The organism is Candidatus Uabimicrobium amorphum (genome assembly GCF_009002475.1).
Taxonomy (GTDB): Bacteria; Planctomycetota; Uabimicrobiia; order Uabimicrobiales; family Uabimicrobiaceae; genus Uabimicrobium; species Uabimicrobium amorphum.
On record NZ_AP019860.1, the window covers coordinates 7,236,359 to 7,260,714 of the forward strand.

Genomic DNA, 24,356 nt, shown 5'->3' on the forward strand with positions numbered 1-24,356 from the left:
TTAACACCTCTTTTTCATCTCATTTGCGACCATCTTATGAAAATCCTGTTTTTCGTCGTGCAAGAAAAAGTGCGTCCCTTCGATCATTTTATGCACAAACTCTGCCGAAGTCTGTTTTTGCCACGCCAGTATTTCCTCTTCACTGACATGATCATCGTGCGTACCACCGCATGCGAGAATCTTACAACCCAAAGGCTCTTCGTCGACATAATGATACGTCTCGCTGACGGTAACATCTGCACGGATCATCGGCAAATATGCTTTGAGCATTTCCTCGTTTTCCCAAAGTTGATCGGGAACGTCGGTGATGGTTTTGCGCAGTACGTCCACCATTTCCTTATCCGGCAAACTGTGAATTTGTACGGTCGAATCCGGCAAATGTGGCGAACGGTGTGCAGCAACGATTAACTCTTGCGGCAGCGTATCATTTTCGCGGCGTAGTTTGCGTACCATTTCGAATGCCACTAACGCACCGAGGCTATAGCCCAAAAACACACAGGGAACATCTAGCATTTCCTTCACGTCAGGATAAATCTCCGCGACCAGTTTATCCACACTTTTGAGTAGCGGTTCTTTGATCAAATTTTCTCTACCAGGGTATTGGATCGGAACCACTTCCACACCTTCGGGCATGGTTTCGTGGAACGTGCGAAATAGTGACGCTCCGCCACCGGCGTATGGAAAACAAAATACGCGTAGTTTTGGTTTTTCAATCGTGGTGTGGTAGTGAATTTTTTTGGTTGTTTCCGGCAACAAAAACCCGCCACTACGCAAGTCTTCCACAGAGCGCTTTACCGCCGCAACTATTTTTTGAGTGTCTTCTTTGGTATGCGCCGTGGACATAAAACAAACGCGGCTTTCCCAAATGTATACACCATGGTAGTTCATGTGGTGGAAGAACAAATCGACATCAAACGGAACTAGATATCCCTTCATCTCCGTGGGGATAAAGCGGAAAATCGACGCGCAGTTCACGACCTTCATCGGCACGCGGTTTTCGCTCAAATACGCATTTAGCTCTGCGGCCAAATCTGCGGTGAGCTGATTCAAATTGTCATACAGTTGTGGGCCTTGCTCTTTCAAATACTGAATGACGGCATGCGCTCCGGCCATTGTCAGTGGGTTCTTGCTAAAGGTTCCGCCAAATGCGGTAGACATTTTTTCGGGAAAAGAATCGTCGCCGTATTGCCACAGTCCACCGTCAACGGCGTCCATATACTCTGATTTACCAGCAACGACACCTATGGGCATTCCTCCACCGATAATCTTACCATAAGTCACAATATCGGCGCGGATATCATACCACTCTTGCGCACCTCCACGCTTTAGGCGGAAACCGACGAGCACTTCGTCAAAAATGAGCGGTACATCGTTGTCTTCGGTGATCTTGCGCAATTTTTGGAGAAACTCGCGCGGTTGAACGTGTGGACTTCTACTGCGCACCGGTTCGATCATCACTCCGGCAATTTTTTCGGCATTGGCTTCGATAAAATCTAATGACGCCGGATCATTGTAGTCTAACACCACCATGTCTTGTACCAAACTTCGTGGAATACCCGCTAGATACTTTTCGGGATAGGTTTTCCCCGAAGGGGTGCGGTATCCCCACAAACTGTCATGCATTCCGTGATAAGAATTGTTGAACATGACGATCGCTCTGCGATTGGTCACCGTGCGTGCCAGACGCATTGCGTACATCACCGCTTCGGTTCCGGTATTGCAAAATGCCACGCGTTCGTTTCCGGTGATTTCGGCGATTCCTTTCGCCACTTCATTGGCGCGCATCGCTTGCGGGCCGATGTGAATTCCGAGGGCTAGTTGGTCTTGAATCGCTTTTAACAAAAAGTCCGCACCGTGTCCAAACAGGTGAACACCAAAACCCATACTAACATCGATGTATTCATTGTTATCCACGTCCCAAATCCTTGCACCGCAGGATTTCTCTCCGATGATGGGATAGATAATCTCTTTGGTTTCCATACGAAAAATCAGTGCTGTACGACGATCGGCGAGATTGTGGCGATTTTCAGCGGTGATTTTCTTCGATGTCGCGGTTTTTGCCGCAAAGCGTTGCAAGAAATCCTCCAGGTATTTTTGTTGTTGTTCTGTTAGATTTAGATTGATCGGATCTCGGGAAGTTTGTGGGGCCAATGTGCTCTTCGGTCCAACAAGTTCCTGATCTCCACTTGTTGCCAATCCTTGTAGTTGACGCTGTTGCAAATCTAAAACGCTGTTAGCTCCTTCGCTACGCAATTTTTCTAAATGTTGCGACATCAATTTCATTTGATTGGCGAGTATTTTTTCCAGGTCGTTTCCGGCAATATCATCGCCAACATAATCCCCAGCAACTTCGCTTTGTTGTTCGTCTTCAGGTAGTTTCTCATCGATGAGTTTCGCCAAATCCGCTAAGTTATTCACGTCTTCAATCAGTTCCTGGAACGAAATCACCACCGCGAATTCCTCGCCGATGAGCTGTGCGATTTGAATGAGTAAGAACGAGTCGCCACCCATCTCTAAGAAAGAAACGTCCTCCTCGATTTCATTTGCTTCGATACCGAATAAATCCGAAGCCATGATTTTTAGACGCGCCATAATTCTATTGAGCCGCGCTCCTGAAGTTTTAGTAGCGTATCGTTGTGCGGTTTGTCGCTGTACATTGCCACGCGCATTTTCAATCACCGCAGCAAATAACTCTGGTGTCGCATCTTCGCGGAATTGCAGCATGAACTTCTTCCACGTGATGTCAGTCGCCACAACTTGCGCATGGTCACGCTGCACAATCACATTTTCGAGAATCGCAAATCCTTTGTCGGCAGAAAAATTGTTTGCCCCAAGAGCAGTGAGCACTTGTTCCTGGTTGCTCTCTACGGCCATACCTTGTTTTTCCCAGGCGCCCCAGTTGATGGTGATGTGATTGTCAAAGTGATGCGCCATCGCATCTTGGAAGGCGTTTGCTGTACTATAACTGGATTGTCCCATCATGCCGTAGAGCGTCAAAATAGAGGAAAAGTGCACGCAAAAATCCACATCGGGAAAATGAAGCGCTAGGTTCATGCTTCCTTGAACTTTTGGACCCAGAGTACGCGAAAAAGCTTCCCAAGTGGTTTTGTCGATCCCCAAACCATCTCCGAGAAGGCCAGCTGCATGAAAAATTCCGTGAATACCTTGAGGAAGGCTTTGTACTTGTTTTGTGTCTGCCAGATCACACTCCATCGTTTTGCAGTCGATATTCCACGCGTCTATTTGCTGCTGTTGCTTTGCATCGGGTGACTTGCAATCAACGAGTAGTAATTTTTTGGCACCGTTTTGCGCCAACTTTTGCGCTACGGCAAAACCAATCGCCCCCAACCCACCGGTGATCATATATGTGGCATCGTCTTTTAACGATAGTTTTTTGGCTTCGCGTTTTTCACACGGTTGCATACTTGGTTTGTAGCGTGTCTCACCGCGCAATGCGGTACGTACACTATAGGAATTTTTTTGTACCTCGCGGCATAGTAAGTCCGTTTGTACCGTGTCGTCTATATCAACAACGCCGCCAAACCATTGAGGGTATTCAATGGCGATTCCACGAGCGATCCCCCACAAAAAGGATTGCGCCACAGCTACATCGTTGTTCACCGGACAAGCATTTTGCGTTACAAGCCACATATTGGGAGTAAAGGCCAAATCTTTTTGTGCGACAAAAGCCCGTGTCAGGTCAAAAACATACTTGGTGTTTTCGATACCGGCATCAATGTCATCGCCACCGTTATCCACACCCCAAAAATAGACAACGTGATCAAAACTATCACCATCTTTGGCGAAGAGCGCACACATTTTGCTGAACACCTCTTTTTTGTGCGCTCCTACAATAAAGTGCTTCGCAGAAACTTGCTTAAAGCTCTTGCCTTTTTCAAGAACCATCACTTCGTGACCTTGTTGTTGTAGGTATTCGGTAAAGTCTTTTGCCTTCTGTCCTTCGCTAAACACCAACCAACTTTTTTTCTCAGACGTCATCGCTTGTGGGGTTGCTGTTTTTTGCCAATCAATGTAGTAACAATGTTCGCCAAACATTTGTGGTGGTGGCGTAGTCGCAGTTACTTTTTGTGACGCAGGCGCGACTGTCTTCGGTTTTTCTTGCGGTGCTGTCGTTTTTTTATGTTCGACAAATGCCGGTGTTAATATTTCTTCTCCCTCAAGCCAAAAAGACTTGCGTTGAAAAGCGTATGTTGGCAACGAAACGCGCGCGACATCTTGCTGGTATGTCACCATCGGCCACTCCACTTTATAGCCTAAGACGTGAAGTTTTCCTAAGTTTTCCAGTATTTGCTGATTATTATTACCGCTACCACGTATGCTAAATAGCCAATTCACTTCTTTATCGCGTACGCATCTACGCGCCATCGCGATCAGGGTTGGTGAAGGTCCTATCTCCACGAAATCGCGAAAGCCTTGTTCATGTGCATATTCTACAGCACTCTGAAAGCGAACGGTCGCCATAATGTGCTCACGCCAATACTGTGGTGTCGCAATGCTGTTGTCGACTTGTTTGCCGCTTACATTGGAAATGAGCGGTATTTTGGGAGCATGAAATGTTACTTGCTGCGCCACTTTGCTAAAGTCGTCGAGGATAGGTGTCATCAGTGGGGAATGGAAGGCGTGTGACACAGTCAATTTTTTGTAGCCAACACCTTTGCTTTCAAACTCGCGGCAAATTTTGCTAATCGCTTCGCTGTTTCCCGAAATCACATTGTTCTTGGGGCCGTTCGCCGTAGCGAGGGACACTTCATCTTTGAACTTATCGACAACACTTTGCACTTCCTGCTCACTGGCAAAAATAGCCACCATACTACCGTCACGAGGTAAGCTTTGCATTAAACGTCCGCGTTCATTGATGAGCTTAATCCCATCTTCCACAGAGAATACTCCAGCGACGCACGCCGCAGCAAACTCGCCTACACTATGTCCCATCACCATCGCTGGACGAATTCCCCAACTCATCCACAATTGCGCCAAAGCATACTCAATGCAAAATAACAGTGGTTGGGTAATAGCGGTATCGTTGATGTCCACTTCACATGAGGTGTCGTAGAGAATCTTTGTCAGTGGTTGTGGCAAATACTGGTCTGCGTACTTCGCGCATTCGTCGATGGCGTCGCGAAAAACGCGATGTGTCTCGTACAATTGCTGCGCCATTTGTGGATACTGCGAACCTTGTCCCGTAAATAAGAATACCACACCTTTATTGCGCTGCTCCTTGCCAATACTCACTGTGCGCACCGTTTCTCCACTAGCCATTTTTTGCAGGGCTTCGGTAATCTTTGCGGTGTCCTTTTCGGCAATGGCCAAACGATATTTAAAGTGATTGCGTCCGGTTTGCAAGGTATAACATATATCGGCGAGTGAATGCGTGGTATTCGGTAAATACGTTGCGTATTTTTGCACAATGGCATCCAATCCACTTTGGGTTTTTGCCGAGAGTATGAATAAATTTTCTTCGCAACATATACCACCGCGTTTGGCCGACGGCGCTTCCGCAACAACAACGTGCGAATTGGTTCCGCTAAATCCAAAAGAACTCACCCCAGCGATACGCTTGGTATCTTGCCATTCACCACCGTCTTTGGTCACATCAATGGCAAATTGATCCCAGGCAATATGCGGACTTGGTGTATCAAAGTGTAAATGCGCGGGCAAATACTTGTTTTGAATACACAGCACTGCTTTAATGAGACCCGCGATTCCGGCTGCCGCTTCGAGGTGCCCGATGTTCGTTTTAATAGATCCCACCTTCAGAGTGGGACTTTGTTCCTTATCGCGTCCCAAAACTTTGGCCAGAGACTGAATTTCAATCGGGTCTCCCAACGATGTTCCGGTTCCGTGACATTCGACATAACTCACATCTTGAGGCGAAACTCCACCGCTTTGGAGTGCATTGCGAATGACCAACTGTTGTGAAACGCCATTGGGAACCGTAAGGCCACTGCTTTTTCCGTCGTGGTTTACCGCAGAGCCACGAATCACCGCCAAAATATTGTCGCGACTTTCGATCGCATCATCAAGGCGCTTTAGCACCACGAAACCACAGCCTTCACCGCGAACGTAACCATTGGCTTTGGCATCAAATGTCTTACAACGTCCATCGGGAGACATCATACGCGCTTTGGAAAAATAAATTGTCGCTTCCGGACTGAGTAGTAAGCTCACCCCACCCGCGAGTGCCATATTGCATTCTTTGTTACGCAGACTTTGGCAGGCCATGTGTACCGTGACCAATGACGAGGAACATGCCGTATCAATTGCGACATTGGGTCCTTGGAATCCTAGCAAGAACGATAGGCGACCCGACGCCACACTAAAAGTATTTCCTGTTCCGGAATATACGTCGACATCGCGTTTTTCCATACGGTTATAAATGCGTTCGTAATCATTATTGCTGATTCCCAGGAACACTCCGACAAGTTCATCTTTCCATGACTCGGGAGCCTGCCCACCATCTTCTAAGGCTTCCCATGCCGTCTCAAGGATTAAGCGTTGCTGTGGGTCCATCATTCGCGCTTCATTGGGAATGATGCCAAAGAAACTTGCATCGAACTTATCGGCGTCACTGACAAAACTTCCCCAGCGCGTATAGGTTTTTCCCGGAGCATTGGGATCGGGATCGTAGTAGTCGTCGATATTCCACCGTTCTTTGGGAACTTCGGTCACCGCGTCTTTCTTGTCGAGTAGCATTTGCCATAACTTTTGTGGAGTGTCCACGTCTCCGGCAAAACGGCAGCTCATTCCTACAACGGCAATTGGTGTGCTAGGAGCGCTTTCCCACTCGCGCACTTTTTGGCGCATTTTCTTTATTTCAATCAGTGCTTCTTTGAGCAGTTCTTTGGAGTTTTTACGCTCGGTCATCGTTGTTCCCTTCTCTGATTTCTCTTAGCTCGTTTTCCAATAGATCCATGAGTTCCTCTTCGGATAAATCGTCAAAATCTTGCTGTTCTTCCTCTACGGTAATTGGTGTGGTCATTGTTGTTTCCACCGCCGTTTCCGTCGCGACATTGTCTTCAGTTTCGCCAAAGATATCCGCAATTAAGTAACTCGTCAAAGACTCAATCGTCGGATAGTCAAAGACCAAAGATGTGGCCAGGGTGTAGCCTAGGTTGTTTTCTAAGATATTTTTAAATTCCATCGCCGTTAGCGAGTCCATCCCTAAATCGAAAAATCCCATATCAGGTGCCACGTCTTCCCCTGATTCGAGTTCTAGAACTTTGGCGATCTCATCGCGGATGTAGTTTACTAACATCTCGTGGCGCTCCTTGTTGGAGTTTACTTTGCGCAATTTGTCGAGAATTTCTGCTTTGGGCGCTGCCACGGTTTTTGTGGCGAATTGTTTTTTGGCCTGAGCCACAAGCGCATCCATCCATCTCATTTGCTGGTGCGCTGCCAGTTGTTCCATGAATTTTTGTTTGTTGTTGGCGATCACACCTATCTGAGCATGCCCTTTGGAAATAAGTAATTCCAATATTTTCAAACCTTGTTGTGACTTCAAACTTTCGATACCACGTTTTTGCCAAATACCTTTTCCACTCTTTTCCGCAGCGGCGGCCATCCCTGCTTCTCCCCAAGGTCCCCAGTTAATGCTCGTCGCCGGTAGTCCTCGCGAATGGCGATAATGTGCCAATCCATCGAGAAACGCATTCCCTGCCGCATAGTTCGCTTGCCCTGGTGAGCCCATAAACGAAGCAATGGATGAAAACAACACAAAAAAGTCCAGGTCGTAATTCTGTGTCAATTCGTGTAAATACCATGCACCGCGCATCTTCGGACGTAGAACTTTGTAGAAACGCTCTTCATCTTGCTGGTTGATAAAACCATCGTCAATGACTCCCGCGGCGTGGATAACTCCGCGAATCTGTGGCAATGTATCGTTAATTTTCGCGATGGTGTCGCGCAGTGAATCTTGGTCACAGACATCTACGGCAAAGCACGTTATATGGGCACCACTCTCTTCACCGCAGCGCGCGATATCTTGTTGTTGTTCTTCTCCTGGACTGCGACGACTGAACAACGCAATGTTTTTCGCACCATTGTCCACAAGCCACTTCATCAACAATTGCCCAAGACCACCCAATCCTCCAGTGACGATATATGTGGCGTCGCTTTGCAGGGCAAATTCACGCTCACTGCGTCCCGAAACCACAATCTTTCCGATGTGCTTGGCGCGTGCCATGTAGCGGAAGGCATGTACGGTTTTTTCTTTGGAAAAAACTTTATGTGGTAAACCGCGGAAGTATTTCTTGGTAAAGTCTTGTTCTAATCGTGTGTACATCTCACGCATAATTTGCGGATCGTTTGTTGCCATCTCTGCGAGGTCAAAATTGTAATAGTGAATATCATCGTAAACAGCCTTAACTTGCGCGTCATCGAGAATTTCCATTTTGCCTATTTCCACAAAACGCCCTTGTGGAGCTAGTAGCTCCATGCTACGCCTGATGTAGTCTCCGGCGAGCGAATTAAGCACTACGTCGATTTTGCGTTCACCAGTACTTGCTTTTATTTGCGCGGCAAAGTCTAAAGAGCGTGAATCCATCACGTGTTTTACGCCTAAATCGCGTAAAAATTGACGTTTGCGTTCACTTCCCGCTGTAGCAAAAATTTCTGCGCCAACATGTTGCGCAAATTGGATCGCGGCCAAACCGACACCTCCCGCCGCCGAGTGGATTAGAATGCGCTCGCCCGCCTGTAAGTTCGCCAATTTCCACAAACCGTAATACACGGTGAGAAAAGTGATGGGAATTGTCGCCCCTGCGCTAAAAGAAACGTTTTGTGGTTTTTTCACCGCAAGGTACGCCGCGGTGGTCACGTATTTACCGAAGCTCGCCGGTGCGATGGCCATGACTTTGTCGCCTACGCTAAACTCGTTGACGCCTTCACCTATCGCAACAATGCGTCCACTACATTCGCCGCCTAAGTGTCCAGCATCTCCGGGGTATAAGTCCAAGGCGTTCATCACATCGCGAAAGTTGAGGCCTGTGGCAATCACTTCAATTTCCACCTGGCCTTGCTCGGGTGCATAACGCTCTCCGGCAACATATGTCAAGTTTTTGAGTTGCCCTTTTTTGCTCATGTCTAGACGATACGCGCTATCGGGTATGTGCAATAAATTTTGTTGTTTTATGTATGTTTCATACGGCACAACGCGCGCAACGTATCTCTCGTCATCGCGATAGGCCACCTGTTCGTGCTCTTCGCGCAAGCACTCGTCGACAATATTTTGTAAATGATTCACTTCCTGTGGATCGACATCTATCGTCGCACATTTCCACTCGGGATGCTCCAAGGAAATTACCTTGGCAAAACCATTGAGTGACATCGAGAAAATCGAGTTGTTTTCGTCCTCTACACGAACACTATTTTGCGTTACGATGTTGAGTTGGCACTTACCCTTATCTTTTCTCATCTGTTGTAGAAGTTGCAATACAAAGATGTTTTGTTCTTCTAGTTTGCACTGTGGAGCCACAAAGACAATTTTACGCAATTGCGATTGTTTCCACACCTCATTTTTTTCTAACTCTGTGACGTTTGTTACCGCGCTCACCTTTGCTTGCGTTTCTTGTAAAAGCGCTGTCAATTTTTGAGCCATAGGTTCTTCATTGCCAATGACAAACCAATCATGTGCAGTGATTTCCGCTTTGCTACTTTCTCCTGGACGCTTTTGCCAAGTGTGAACAAACCACCAATCGTAGAATTGCCGTTCCCACACACCGTGGACAACCGCGCGACTGACACGCCGTACACGAAAGCCTTCAAGTAGGGCAATGCAACGCCCCTCTTCACTGTAAATGCCAATGTTGGCCGCGAACATATCGTTCGACGACGACGGCTGCGGAACAACATGACTGATTACCTTTTTTGTTGCGCGCTCATAGAAGGTAATCGCATCTATGCTCAGAGGAATATACACATTGTGGCGATCTTCTTCGGCGATTCCCGCGGCAAAAACATGAAAACACGCGTCGAGAAGCGCCGGATGTAAATAGTAATCATGACTTTGATCACTTGGCAAATGTACTTCCCCCACGAAACCGTTCTCGCAAGCGTCAATTTGTGTGACACCACGAAACATCGGGCCATAGTCTAAACCCAATTGTGTTAGTTGCTGGTAGCTGTCCGTCATGTCGACACTACGCGTTTTCTGTAAATGTGGCAATTCTTGTGCTGGTATTGGTTGTGTAACATGTTCAATGTTGGCGCGCAAATGTTCTTTCCAGTCACCATCTTGGCTATAGATTTTTACATCAAAGCCTTTTTCATTGGATTGTAACACCGTTTGCAAACCGTAGTCTTTGCCCTTTTCAAACACCAATGGTTCTTGTAACGAAATTCCGGACAGTCGCCACGCATCTTCACTTACCACCTCGTGGGCTGCGGCAATCACCGTCTCCAAGTAAGCACTTGCCGGTAAAATGATCATTTCATAGACCTTGTGGTCGCGGAAAAATTTGTGCTGTCCTGATAAACTCACCTGGCAATTGAATACATGACCGCTAATGAGCGGTGATTGTAGTCGTTCACCTAAAAGTGGATGAAGACCTTGGCTACTCGTGACCACATGACGTGAAGCAGAGACATCTAGCCAATAACGTTTACGCTGAAAAGCATACGTTGGCGCATGTACGATATTTCCGCCGCGATATATCTGTTGCCACTGCGGGTTGTAGTTATTGGTATATAGTTGTGCAAAGCTCTTGAGCATTTGTTGTGGTTGATTGTTGCGCAAAGACGGCAGCCACAAACCTTTACTCTTTGGTAAACAGCGACGCCCCATACCTAGAAGTACGGGGGCAGGACCAATTTCTATAAAGTTTTGGTACTTTTGTTTTTGTAGAAAGCGCATGCCATCGTAAAAACGCACCGCTTCGAGAATATGTTTACACCAGTAATCGGCGGAAAATTCATGGACGAATTCTCCGGTTAAATTCGAAACAAAGGCTATTTGCGGTGTCTGGTAATGGATGGTTTCTGCCACTTTGCGAAAATCATCGATCATTGGTTTCATCAACGGCGAATGGAATGCATGAGAAACAGTGAGCATTTCCACCCGCACATCTTGCTTTGTATACTTTTCGCAAAGTGCCGTTACTCCGTCACCATCTCCTGAAATTACCGTTAGTTTGGGACCATTGATGGCCGCAATCGCTACTTGTGGATGATCGAGGTCTGCTGTTACCTGCTCCGCACTAGTAAAAATAACCGCCATTTTGCCATTTTGTGGAAGAGCGGCCATGAGTTTGCCGCGTGCGGTCACAAGTTTTGCGGCTTCTGCGACAGAAAACACCCCGGCAATGCACGCCGCAGCAAATTCTCCAATGCTGTGTCCCGTTACCGCTTGCGGAGTCACTCCCCATGATAACCACAATTTTGCTAGCGCATACTCAATCGCAAACAACGCTGGTTGTGTATACTGTGTATTGTGAATGAGATGCGGATCGTCTTCCCCAAACACAACTTGGTGTAGTGAAACCGGAAGCTCTTTGTCGAGATAAGAAACGCACTCGTCCCAAGCTTCGCGAAAAATAGGTTCCTGTTTGTAAAGTTCGGCGCCCATTTTCTGCGCCTGCGAACCTTGTCCGGTAAACAACCACGCTAGTTTATCAATGGATTTATTGCTGTTTCCACTCCACACATTGCGTGCTTTTCCCGTTTCTAAGAATAGTTGTAAATTTTCGCACAACGACGAATGGTCTTTGGCAGTCACACACAAGCGATGATTTTGATGTTCGCGTCCGACATTGGCGGTATAACATATATCTGACAAATCGTCTTCGCTACATTGTATATAATTGAGCCAGCGGTACGCGTTTTCTTGCAATGCCTTGGCGTTTCTCGCGGAAATGGTCAATATATCTAACGATTTTTCCGTGGTCTGAGGCACAAATTGTGGAGCTTCTTCCAAAATAACGTGTGAGTTTGTTCCGGTAAAACCAAAGGAACTCACTCCGGCAATCTTCTTGCGTTGTTGTGGCCAGTCACGCATATTGGTGGCCACTTCTACCGGAATGTTTTTCCACGGTATGAAAGAACTTGGTTTTGTAAAATGCAAATGTGCAGGAATTTTACTGTGATGTAGGGCAAGAGCTGTCTTAATAAGTCCTGCAACTCCTGCTGCGGCTTCCAAGTGGCCGATATTGGTCTTGAGTGACCCCACAACAAAAGGCTCTTGGCGCTCTTCGCTTAGAACCTTACCCAATGCTTGCAGTTCAATAGGGTCTCCTAAAGAGGTTCCCGTACCATGCGCTTCGATATAACAAACGTCCTTTGCCGCAACTTGGGCTTCATGTAGTGCTTCGCGGATCACTTTCTCCTGTGCCGGACCATTCGGAGCCGTCAGTCCACCACTGTGACCGTCTTGGTTCACCGCACTTCCTTTGATGAGCGCATAAATTTTATTGCCATCGCTGATCGCTTGAGATAGGCGTTTTAGTACAACAACTCCGCATCCTTCGCCGCGTACATAACCGTTGGCACTGTCGTCAAATGTTTTGCAACGTCCATCGGCAGACATCATGCGCGCTTTGGAAAAATTAATTGTCGTCGCCGGAGATAGCATTAAATTGACCCCACCGACGATCGCCAAATTTGACTCGCCACTGCGCAAACTTTGACAAGCGAGATGTGTCGCCACCAAAGATGACGAACATGCGGTATCGACCGACATACTTGGTCCTTGCAGACCTAGAATATACGATAGTCTTCCTGAAGCAGCACTAAAGGCATTTCCTGTTCCTAGATATGCATGGATTTTTGTCGGATCACTGTGTTGCGTAAATAATTCGGCGTAATCGCGTGTGGAAATCCCCATAAAGACACCGGTACGACTATCTTGTAAGTTGGTCTCTCCGGCATTTTCCAATGCCTCCCAACTCACTTCGAGAATGAGGCGCTGCTGTGGGTCCATGCTCGAAGCTTCACGTGGGGCAATGCCAAAAAACTCGGCATCAAACTGAGCGGCATCGCTAATAAAGCCACCGAACTTAGTGTACATTTTGCCCGGAGCATCGGGATCAGGGTCATAGTATTCCTCTAGATCCCAACGTGATTCAGGAACTTCGCTAATCGCGTCCTTACCTTCTACGAGAAGTTGCCAAAATTCTTCAATATTGTTTGCGCCTGGGAAACGACAACTAAGGCCAATAATGGCGATAGGTTCATTCTCCACACTCTGACGCGCGACAACAACTTGCTGCTCTTCTTGCCATGCAAAAATATCGGTCACCAAGTAATCGGCCATCGCTTCAATATTCGGATAGTCAAACAGTAAGGTTGTGGGAAGTTCACTGCCAATTGCCGTTTCTACGGCATTCTTTAACTCAACGGCCATCAGCGAATCTAATCCCATTTCTTGGAGGGCTTGCTCGCGTTCTACCTCGTTGGCGTCTAGTCCGAGAACTTTTGCCACTTCTCCACTTAAAAATTCGACAACATGCGAGCGTCTTTCACTAAGCGGAATATTTTCCAGCGATTTGGCAAATTCCGAAGTCGCACCTTCGACGCGTTTTTGCTGTAAACCCCGCGTTACACTTTCCAAATATTGTGGTATTTGTTGTGGGAATTGTTTTATATATTTTCGCCAATCAATATCAACAACCGCTGCTTGTGAGGCATCCTGTGCCAATAACGAATGCATGATATTCATCCCCGCCACAGGTGAAACATCTTTAATTCCAAAGGCGCGGCGTTGTCGTGCATCACTACGCGTTGCCATCCCCACCTCACTCCATGGCCCCCAGTTGATTACTGTGGCCTTCAAACCTCGCGAAACGCGATAGTGAGCAAGACTATCGAGAAAAGCATTGGCGGCGGTGTAATTACTCTGTGCAGGCGAACCCAACAGCGAAGTGATCGACGAATACATTACAAAACAGGAGAGATCATAAGAGGCCGTCGCCTGGTGCAGATTCCATGCACCTTGTATTTTAGGAGCAAATACTTTAGAAAAACGCGGTGCGGTCAATTGCGGAAACAGAGCATCGTCCAGAACTCCCGCACTATGAAAAATACCCGTAATTGGCGGGGTAATTTGTGCGCAAACAGTTTTTACCTGTTCGCTGTCACTCAAATCGCAACTCATGTGTTTAATGTTGGCGCTAAAATTGTTAAGTATCGCCTGTTGCTGTTCATTTGGAGCGCTACGGCTCAGGAGTACAATACTCGTCGCTCCCTCACTCTCCAACCACTGTGCAGTTTTTAAACCAAGCCCACCTAAACCACCACTAATGACATAACTACCTTCTGTGGAGATATTCCATGCACTTTGTTGTTGTGTAATGACCACTTTTCCGATGTGTTTCGCCTGTGCCATATAGCGAAATGCATTTTTGGCATTTTGTATAGAGAAGTTGGTATGACGAAGAGGTTGCAATTTCTTTGCTGCAAATAATACCATCAGCTCTTGTAGCATCTCTTGCACAAGATGTGGTGTGTCACTGCACATTTCGGCAAGGTCAAACGCAGTGTAGCTAACATCACTGCGTAGAGCGTTTACCTTGTCATTGTCCCAAATTTCCACTTTGCCGATTTCGACAAAGCGTCCGTTGTTACTGAGTAACGACATACTCTTTGGAATGTACTCTCCGGCAAGCGAATTCAAAACCACATCAATGTTGTGTTGTTCATCGCTTATCTGCTGTGCAAAATCCAAAGAACGCGAATTCATAATGTGTGAGACTTGCCACTCACGTAGTACGTCGCGTTTTTCGTCACTTCCCGCGGTGGCAAAAATTTCGGCACCAATGTTTTTAGCGAGCTGAATAGCAGCAAGTCCTACCCCTCCGGCTGCAGCGTGGATGAGTACCTTTTCGCCGCGCTGTAATTTTGCCACGCGGTCAAAAGCGTAGTGTGCGGTTAAAAATGTAATCGGAATCGTTGCTGCTGCGGCAAATTCAATATGTTGGGGGATTTTACAAATCAATAATTCGTGGGCAACGACATATTTACTAAAGCACCCCGAGGCAATACCACATACGCGCTCTCCTATGGCAAAATTCTTCACCGCACTTCCGATGTTTGTGACAATTCCCGCGCACTCACCACCAAGTTTTCCAGCATCTCCGGGATAAAGTCCCAACACGTTCATCACATCGCGGAAATTCAGTCCTGCGGCTTTTACCTCAATTTCAACTTCGTGCTCCCCTAAAGAACTGCGCTGTTTTTCGCGAACTTGCAAATGATCGATAACTCCTTGGGCGTCCATCGTAAGATGATAATTCTCCGCCACGGGAAGTGTCAATTGCTGCCCGTGACCGCTATGGTATTTTTCTAGACGTTCGATATACGAGTCTTCTCCACGCATTGCCCATCGCAACTCAGACTTCTTTTGCGTAAGTATTTTCCACCACAACTCTGCGTCACAAGTTGCATCGATGTCGATGCAACAGTAGTCCACATCACGCTGTTCTACCGCTAGAGTTTTCATCATCCCCCAAAGTGTGGCATCATGCACACCATTTACCTGATCACCCGCAATAACTTTCACACTATCGGTGGTGACCACACATACTTTTTGTAATTTGCGTTTTTTGGTCTGTAATAAATGTACAAGGGGGCGTATCGTACCGTTGTTGTTTCCGACATACACGACGTTTTCAATCTCTTCGGGAAGCTGTTCCCATAGCTGCGCGATCTGTTGTTCATTGTCCGCTACGTAGAGTATCTCGTTGCGTTTTTCGCTTTTTTCTCCCACATATGCCACACACCGAACTTTATCGACGAGTTGTTGCGTTACATCGTTTTCTCCTGGAGCAAACAACAACCAATCACCGGCAACCTGTTGTGTATCCGCCACAATTTCTTTGCGCCACACACTCTTATACAACATATGCTGGTAGCTTTCGCGTTGTAAACTTTCGCGGCTTACCCGGTGGAATTCGACACTGTCAATTTGTGCAATCACTCCTTCAGAGTCGTACAACACAAACTGCGCACTAACCATTGTCGGTGACTGACTCTTTAACTGCATTTGTACCTGACACTCTTGTACAGCATTGCGGTATAAGGTAATCTTTTTAAAGCGTACTGGTACATAAACGTTATGATTACTATCTCCCTTGTACAAGCTCGCGGCGATTGTCTGCAAACAACTATCCAAAAGCGCAGGGTGCACTTCGTAGGTATGTGACTTTTGCAAAGCAATATGCCCACGTACACGTTCATCGCGTACTTCTAGCGTTTTGATTCCTTGAAATGCGTCGCTGTATTGTAAACCGAGTTTGTTGAGTTCTTCGTAATACACATCGCTTGTTAAGACTTCGCCATCACTCCATTCTTGTACTTTGACAGATGCATCGCGATCTTGTGTGATCTTACCAAATGCATGTTGTTGCCAGTCTTCATCTGTGCGACTAAACACCTCGAAATCGTAACCATTTGCGTTTGCATTCAACGCAATTTGTACGATATGCTTATCGCGAAGTACCAGAGGTTCGCCAACGATCAAATCATCTATACAGAAAGGTTCCTCATTATAAACCAGTTTGCCCACCTTCATTAGCAATTCGACAAAACCAGCTGCCGGAAAAACTTCACGCGAAAACACTTTGTGTCCGGCAAGAAATTTTTGTTTGCCAAGACTAATTTCGCCCTCGAAAAGCTGCTGGCCAGAAACACTGTAGAACTGCTGTTGTAAAAACGGATGATTGATACCACCAACACTACTCCCTGCCGCTGGTTGTAAATCTAGCCAATAGCGTTTTCTTTGGAACGCGTACGTTGGCAGAGGACATATGTGGCCTTTTTCTTCATATATTTTTTTCCAGTCGATCGCATAGCCCTTGGTATAAATATCAGCAACGCTTTTCAACAACTGAGCGTGTTCATCTTTGCCTTTACGTAGCGATGGCAAAAGATTTACCTTAGCCTTTGCTGGAAAACAACGCCGTGCCATCCCTAAAAGTACCGGAGCTGGACCAATTTCGGCATATGTGCTGTAACCTTGCTTGTGCAAACGCGTAATGCTTTCATGAAAACACACCGCCTGCAAGATATGCTCACACCAATAGTCCGCGTTATAGGTGTTTTCGTCAGCGAAATTTGCCGTTACATTCGCCACAACCGCCAATTGTGGTGCCTGATAGGTTATCTTCTTCGCAATTTCTTTGAACTTTGCGATCATCGGTTGCATCAGCGGTGAATGGAAAGCATGCGAAACCGTCAGCGGTTCCACACGTACTTTTTGCTCGGTAAAATGTGTACATAGTGCGTCAATCGCTTCCTTTTCCCCTGAGATCACCGTATTTTGCGGGCCATTTTTTGCCGCAATCGCCACATTTTCATAGTTTTCCACTTGCGCAGCGACGGTTGTCGCGTCGCTAAAAATAACCGCCATCGTCCCATTTTTGGGAAGAGCACTCATCAAGCGTCCACGAGCAATCACCAATTTTAATGTGTCTTCTAGGGACATAACTCCGGCAACACATACCGCGGCAAACTCTCCAATACTATGCCCCATCACTGCTTGAGGAGTAACGCCAGTACTCAACCATACTTTGGCCAGCGCATACTCAATCGCAAACAGAGCTGGTTGCGTGTATTTTGTTTCGTGAATCGCGGTGTTGTCGCTAAATACAATATCGCGTAAGGACTCTGAGGTTTCTCGTTGAAAAATAACTTCACACTCGTCTATTGCCTGTTGAAAAGCACGGTTTTTTTCGTAGAGGTCTTTCCCCATCCCTGAATACTGTGAACCTTGACCAGTAAATAACCACGCCACTTTGTCAATATTCTTTGTGGTTTTTTCATAACTCAGTGTGCGATTTCTCTCACCGGCACTGTACTGCGCTAAATAGTTTTGTAACTCCTCTTTGGAAGTTACCCAACACGCCAAGCGATGTGCGAAAGTCATCCGCGTAGTATTTGCCGTATAGCAAATGTCGCGCAGAGAAAAATCATTGTTGGCAATACTGTCGTGCCATCTCGCAGCCAAAGCTTGAAGACCAGTCTCATTATGCGCAGAAAGAGTAAAAAGTAGTGGTGAGGTTTTTTGTTGTTGCGTGCTGCTCTGCGACACACCATCTCCGAGAATCACATGGGAATTTGTTCCAGTAAAACCGAAGGAACTAATGCCTGCCAAGCGATTTTGTGGTTGTGGCCAATCGCGCAGTTCCGTCACCACTTCTCCGGGAATCTCTTTCCACGGGATATAGGGGCTTGGTTCATGAAAATGTAGGTGCGCCGGTATTTTGCGGTGGTGAATCGACAAAACCGTTTTGATAAGTCCGGCGATACCCGCGGCGGCTTCGAGGTGACCAATATTGGTCTTGAGTGATCCTACGCAAAAAGGCTGTTCGCGGTCTTTTGCCAATACTTTACCCAGTGCTTGCATTTCAATCGGGTCGCCCAATGAAGTTCCCGTGCCATGGGCTTCGATATATTGGATATCTTTTGCTGCGACATTCGCCATGTGCAGTGCTTCGCGTATTACTTTTTCTTGAGAAGGTCCGTTAGGTGCCGTTAGCCCACCACTTGGACCGTCTTGGTTCACCGCACTACCGTGAATTACCGCTAAAACATTGTTATTGTCGGCCATCGCATCGCTTAGGCGTTTTAAAATGACCACGCCACAACCTTCACCGCGTACATAGCCATTGGCCTTAGAATCAAATGTCTTGCAACGTCCATCATCGGCCATCATCCGCGCTTTACAAAAATTAATAGTTGTACTCGGGGAAAGAATTAAGTTCACCCCACCAACGACGGCCAAATTAGACTCACCGCTGCGTAAGCTTTGACACGCAAGGTGTGTTGCCACTAAAGACGAGGAACATGCGGTATCTACGGACATACTCGGTCCTTGGAGACCAAGTAGATACGACAATCTCCCCGAGATCGCACTAAAGGCATTACCCGTTCCCAGATATGCGTGTATCTTACTTGGATCATTAGAACGCGTAAATAAATCCGCATAATCACGCGTAGACACTCCCACGAAAACACCCGTACGACTATTGCGCAACTGAGCCTTCATTTCTCCCGCATTTTCCAGAGCTTCCCAACTTACTTCTAAAAATAGACGTTGTTGCGGGTCCATACTCTCGGCTTCGCGTGGAGCAATTCCAAAAAACGCTGCGTCGAACAATTCCACGTTGTCAACAAATCCGCCGTGTTTGGTATACATTTTGCCTGGAGCATCAGGGTCAGGGTCGTAGTATTCCTCTAAGTCCCAACGGCTTTGTGGAACCTCACTGATTGCATCGACACCTTCGACGAGCATTTTCCAAAAGCTTTCGCTGTCTTTTGCTCCGGGAAAGCGGCAGCTCAAACCGACCACAGCAATTTTTTCGTTATCTGTGCTTGGCTTGGTGACAGGTATTTCCACTTTTACATCCTGCTGCTCAGACCATGCAAATACGTCTTCAACGAGATAATCGGTAATTGCTTCGATATTGGGATAGTCGAACAACAATGTCGTGGGTAGCTCTTGGTCCAATTCTTGCTCGACGGCATTTTTTAATTCTACGGCCATTAGCGAGTCTAGTCCGAGTTCTTGTAACGGCTGTTGCAGTTGCAGTGATTCGGGATCAACACCCATAATATTGCTCACTTGCTCGCTGACAAATTGCAACAGATAATTACGTCGTTCGCTAACAGGTATTTTCTCCAGCTGTGTCGTGAGTTGCGACGAACGTGCTTGTTTCTTTTGGACAATACCACGTGTGACGTTTTGCAAGAATGGTGATACGCGCTTTTGCGCTTTGACAATTTGCGGCCACGATACCGACATTGCCACCACTTGCGGACATGGTTGGGTAATTAAGTTTTCAAAAATGGCCATCGCAGTGTCCGGCTTCAAGTCTTCGATACCAAAAGATCCTTTGCGCTTTTCCGCCGTACGTGCCGCCATACCCACTTCCGCCCACGGTCCCCAATTAATACTCGTCGCTGGCATATACAACGCCAGACTATTTTTTGCAGAACTCAATTTATGCGCAAACGCATCTAAAAAAGCATTCGCTGCGGCGTAGTTGGCCTGTCCAGGAGAACCCATCACCGCGGCAATGGATGAGTACATCACAAAAAAGTCAAGTGGTTCGTTGTGTGTCGTCGACCACAAATTCCATGCACCGTGAATTTTTACGTCCATTACGTCGCGAAAGTTTTGCGGTGTTTGTTGCAGTATTAGTCCATCGCGAATGACACCTGCTGCATGGATAACACCCTTGATTGGTTTCGGTAATTTCTGCATTTCATCTCGGAGAGAGGACACGTCTTTTACATCGACTTGGTGTAGCGATACACTGGCTTTTGCTGTTAGAAAAGAGACACTTTCGCGACGCTTGTCATCAATGGCACTTGCACCAAGAAGAGCAATATTTTGCGCTCCTTTAGAAATTAACCATTCAGCGGCTTTCATTCCTAAACCACCAAATCCACCACTAATAACATAGGTTCCTTCGGTGGAAATATTCCATTGTGGATTTTGCGTTAGAACAACTTTACCGATATGCTGTGCCTGAGCCATATAACGAAAAGCCATTTTTGCTTCGCGTAACGAAAATTCTCGGTATCCTAGTTCATCAATTTTTTCTTGGGCAAACAATTGTAAAATATCGCGAAACATTGCCTGCACAGTCTGCGGTTCTTCACGGCAAACTTCGGCAAGATCAAATGCAGTGTACGTAACATCATTGCGATGTGCTTTTACTTGAGCTTCGTCCCACACTTCTACTTTGCCAATTTCGACAAAATACCCTTGGCTTTTGAGTAGGTCCATGCTCTTCGGAATATATTCTCCTGCAAGAGAATTGAGCACAATATCCATTTTGTGACCTGCTTGGTGTATTTCTTCCGCAAAATCCAACGTACGTGAATTGAAAACGTATTTTGCCCCTTGTTGGCGCAACAAATCGCGCTTTCTGTCGCTTCCTGCCGTCGCAAATATCTCTAAGCCAAAACTTTTTGCCAGGCGCATTGCTGCTTGCCCCACTCCTCCGGCGGCAGAATGAATGAGTATCTTTTGTCCACTTTGGGCATTCGCTAAGTTCTTAAGACCATAGTACGCTGTGAGAAATGTCACTGGTATTGTCGCCGCGGCGGCAAAATTAACATTGTCGGGTTTATGAGCAATGAGAGGACGTTGCGCAACTACGTAGCGGTTAAAACTTCCAGCGGCAATACCAAAAACTTCGTCACCAACTTTGACATCTTTGACATCCGCATGCACGCGTACCACAGTACCTGAAAACTCAGAACCCATTGCTCCGGCATCGCCAGGATATAATCCCAAGGCATTCATGACATCGCGAAAGTTGAGTCCCGAAGCGCGTACTTCAACTTCCACTTCACCGCTTTGTGGCTCACAACGTTGCTGGGGGATCAGCTCTAAATTTTCAATCACCCCTTTATTGCGAATGTCGAGTTGATAGGCCTCGCTTTGCGGTATAGTGAGATAGTCGCGATACAATTTATCGTATTTATTAAGACGTGCGACATACACCTTATCATCGCGAATAGCGAACTGTTGCTCTTCGCTATCGTCTTGTAAAACGTTTGACAACAGATCGTCGTTGCTATTGGCAATATCAATACATGTACTGTGCATTTCAGGCAACTCTACTGCCATTGTTTTGATCATGCCCCACAATGGCGCATCTAAAACATTGATATTATCATTGATTTCCACTTGTTGGGCACTTTGGGTTACGGTGAATAAACGCTGAACCTTTTTGTTCTGTTGCGCGGTTTGCACGATATGCAATAAATCGAAAACTTGTTTTTCTAAATGCTGTGCCCATGCGGTGTGATCGCCAGTTGTGTGAATGAACTTGCTGGTGCAATAAACCACGTTCAAAGCCTGTGCTTCCAGTTGCTGCCACAACCATTCTATATCTTCTTTTTCGCCTCTGCGTATGAAATAACGACCGTCTTCACATTTGCGCTCTTCACCAAAGAGAACCGTTATTTTATTGGGTAACGCAAGATTATTATCGCCGAAAATTAACCAATACTGCTCTTTATTTTCAGACACTTTGGGCGTGTAAATTGCCCAATCACTGGTATACAGCGCGTCGAGTACCTTTAAATCTCCTGCTTTCAGACTACCGCGTTTGCTGCGTTTGAATTGCACTTTTTGCAAGACAGCGATCAGGTTGTCCTCTTGATCCCACAATGTAACATCGGCGCTGACAATTTCGCGTTGTGTATTTCCGGTTAACGTGAGTTGACAGTGTATTTCCCCCACAATATCGGCAACAACACTTAATTTTTGTACCGCGATAGGAACGAACACTTCGTCGCGTTCTTGCAAGAGTGCTGCGAGAGTTTGCAAACAACCATCTAGGGCCGCAGGGTGCAGGTGGTATGCGTCATTTTCTTGCGCAGTAATCTGCGCAAATACATGATTTTCTGTTGTTTGTAGTTTACGGATCGTTTGGAAATTTTCTCCGTAGTCTAAACCAATGTCACTAAGTGCTTTGTAATATTCTTCGCGGGGAATATCACGTCCTTCTACCTCTAATTTTTCGACTTGTGGAGATTCACCACTAGCGATCTTTCCCGTTGCATGAGTTTTCCATGCCTTATAGATTTGCTCATCCGTTGTTGAACTCACGATTTCAAACGTGGCACTCTCTTCGTCTTGTGGAGTCACGACCACTTGCAAAGTGAGCCCTTCATTATTTAACAGTAACGGTTCGTAGATCGAAAAATCTTTGACATCCACCGCCACATCACCAAAAATCTGTTTGGCCGCAGAGCAAGCGATTTCCAAATAACCCGTTCCTGGAAAAATGACCGCACCAAAGACTTCATGGTCTTTTAAATAGGAAAATTCTTTGGTACTCAACAGTGATTCAAAGATAATTTGTCCGTTGGCGGTAAAAATTTGTTGTTGTAAGAATGGATGCCCACCACTGCGGTAGTGGACGTGTTTTTTGTGATATACGGGGTCTTCTACCCAATATTTTTGTTGATGAAATGGGTATGTCGGAAGAGTCACCTTGGGATAATTTTGATGCGGGTACACGGTTTTATAATTTAAATTCAGCCCAAAAGTGTACAATTTACCCAAAGCATCTAGCCACTGCGTTAGTTCCTCTCTACCTTTACGTAGTGTCGGCAAAAACTCTATGTCTCGACTACTCACACAGCGACGCGCCATGCCACATAAAATGGGTGCTGGACCTAATTCGACAAATAACTTGTGTTTGTTGCCCACAAGGTACTCAATGGATTCTGAAAAACGTACTGCATTGCGAATGTGACGACACCAGTAGTCGGCAGAAAGTATTTCCTGTCCCGCGGGCTTAGCGGTTAAATTGGAAATCAAATTTATTTTCGGTAACTTCAGTTCTACACCGGAAAAACACGCCGCAAATTCTTCGAGCATCGGTTCCATTAGTGGTGAATGAAAGGCATGAGACACGGTGAGCATTTCTACACGAATCTCTTGTTCTTGTAGCTGTTTTTCTATGGCAGCAACCGCCTGTTTTTCTCCGGAGATCACAATGTTTTTTGGTCCGTTGTATGCGGCAATGGCGACCTTATCTTCCTGGCCAAGGACAATTTTTTCGACGTTATCCTTATCGGTAAATGCGACCAACATCGCTCCATTTTGCGGTAACTGCTGCATCAACTGCGCGCGCTTGGCAATGAGTTTTAACCCGTCCTCTACCGAAAAAACATCGGCAATACACGCGGCCACGTATTCACCAACGCTGTGGCCTAATACGGCCTTAGGTTTTACCCCTTCATCGAGTAGAGTTTTTGCCAAGGAGTATTCGATGGCAAACAGTGCAGGTTGCGTGTATTTTGTCTCATTGATTTCGCCGGTGTCGCTGTTCCATACAATTTCTTCCAGTGGTTTATCGAGAACATCGCGCAAAATCTGTAGGCAATGATCAAAGTGCCGGCGAAATGTTTCATTTTTCGCATATAACTCTTTTCCCATCGCAAAATACTGTGAACCTTGTCCGGTAAATAACCATACGCTGTCTTTGTGCTTCGCGATCGTGGACTTTTTGTCGAGATATTTCTGTAAATTTTTTTGTAGTTCTGCGCTTGTTTCGCCACTAACCGCCACACGATAATTGAGGTGGGCTTTGCGCGTGTTGTAATAATAACAAAGACTATCGATGCGCGTCGCATCGTTACAAGCGTCGTGCAATTGGCGAATACTATTTTGCAATGCCTGGGCATTCTTTGCCGAAACACACAACAATTGTCGTGCATTTTCGCGTAATGCTTCCCCGTCTTTTTTCTGTGGCGCTTCGCCAATGACCACGTGAGCGTTGGTCCCGGTGAAACCAAAAGAACTCACTCCCGCAATACGCTCTTTTTTGCCACGCGGCCACGTGGTGTTTTGTGTCACGACTTTTCCGGGAACTTGATCC

Annotated in this window: 2 protein-coding genes (1 of these 2 cut by a window edge); both read right to left on the reverse strand. The window is 46.4% G+C overall.

The features are described from left to right. Nucleotides 1-6,885 carry a type I polyketide synthase gene (locus tag UABAM_RS25335; RefSeq protein ID WP_151970793.1) on the reverse strand — a complete coding sequence of 2,295 codons (6,885 nt, stop codon included), beginning with the start codon at nucleotides 6,883-6,885 and terminating at the stop codon, nucleotides 1-3. After that, a protein-coding gene (locus tag UABAM_RS25340; protein WP_173013570.1) for a type I polyketide synthase crosses the window boundary here: on the reverse strand, nucleotides 6,872-24,356 show its 3' portion. It continues 1,259 nt past the right edge of the window; only the last 17,485 of its 18,744 coding nucleotides appear in the window; its start codon lies off the right edge, out of view; it ends in the stop codon at nucleotides 6,872-6,874. The genes UABAM_RS25335 and UABAM_RS25340 overlap by 14 nt, the downstream gene beginning before the upstream one ends.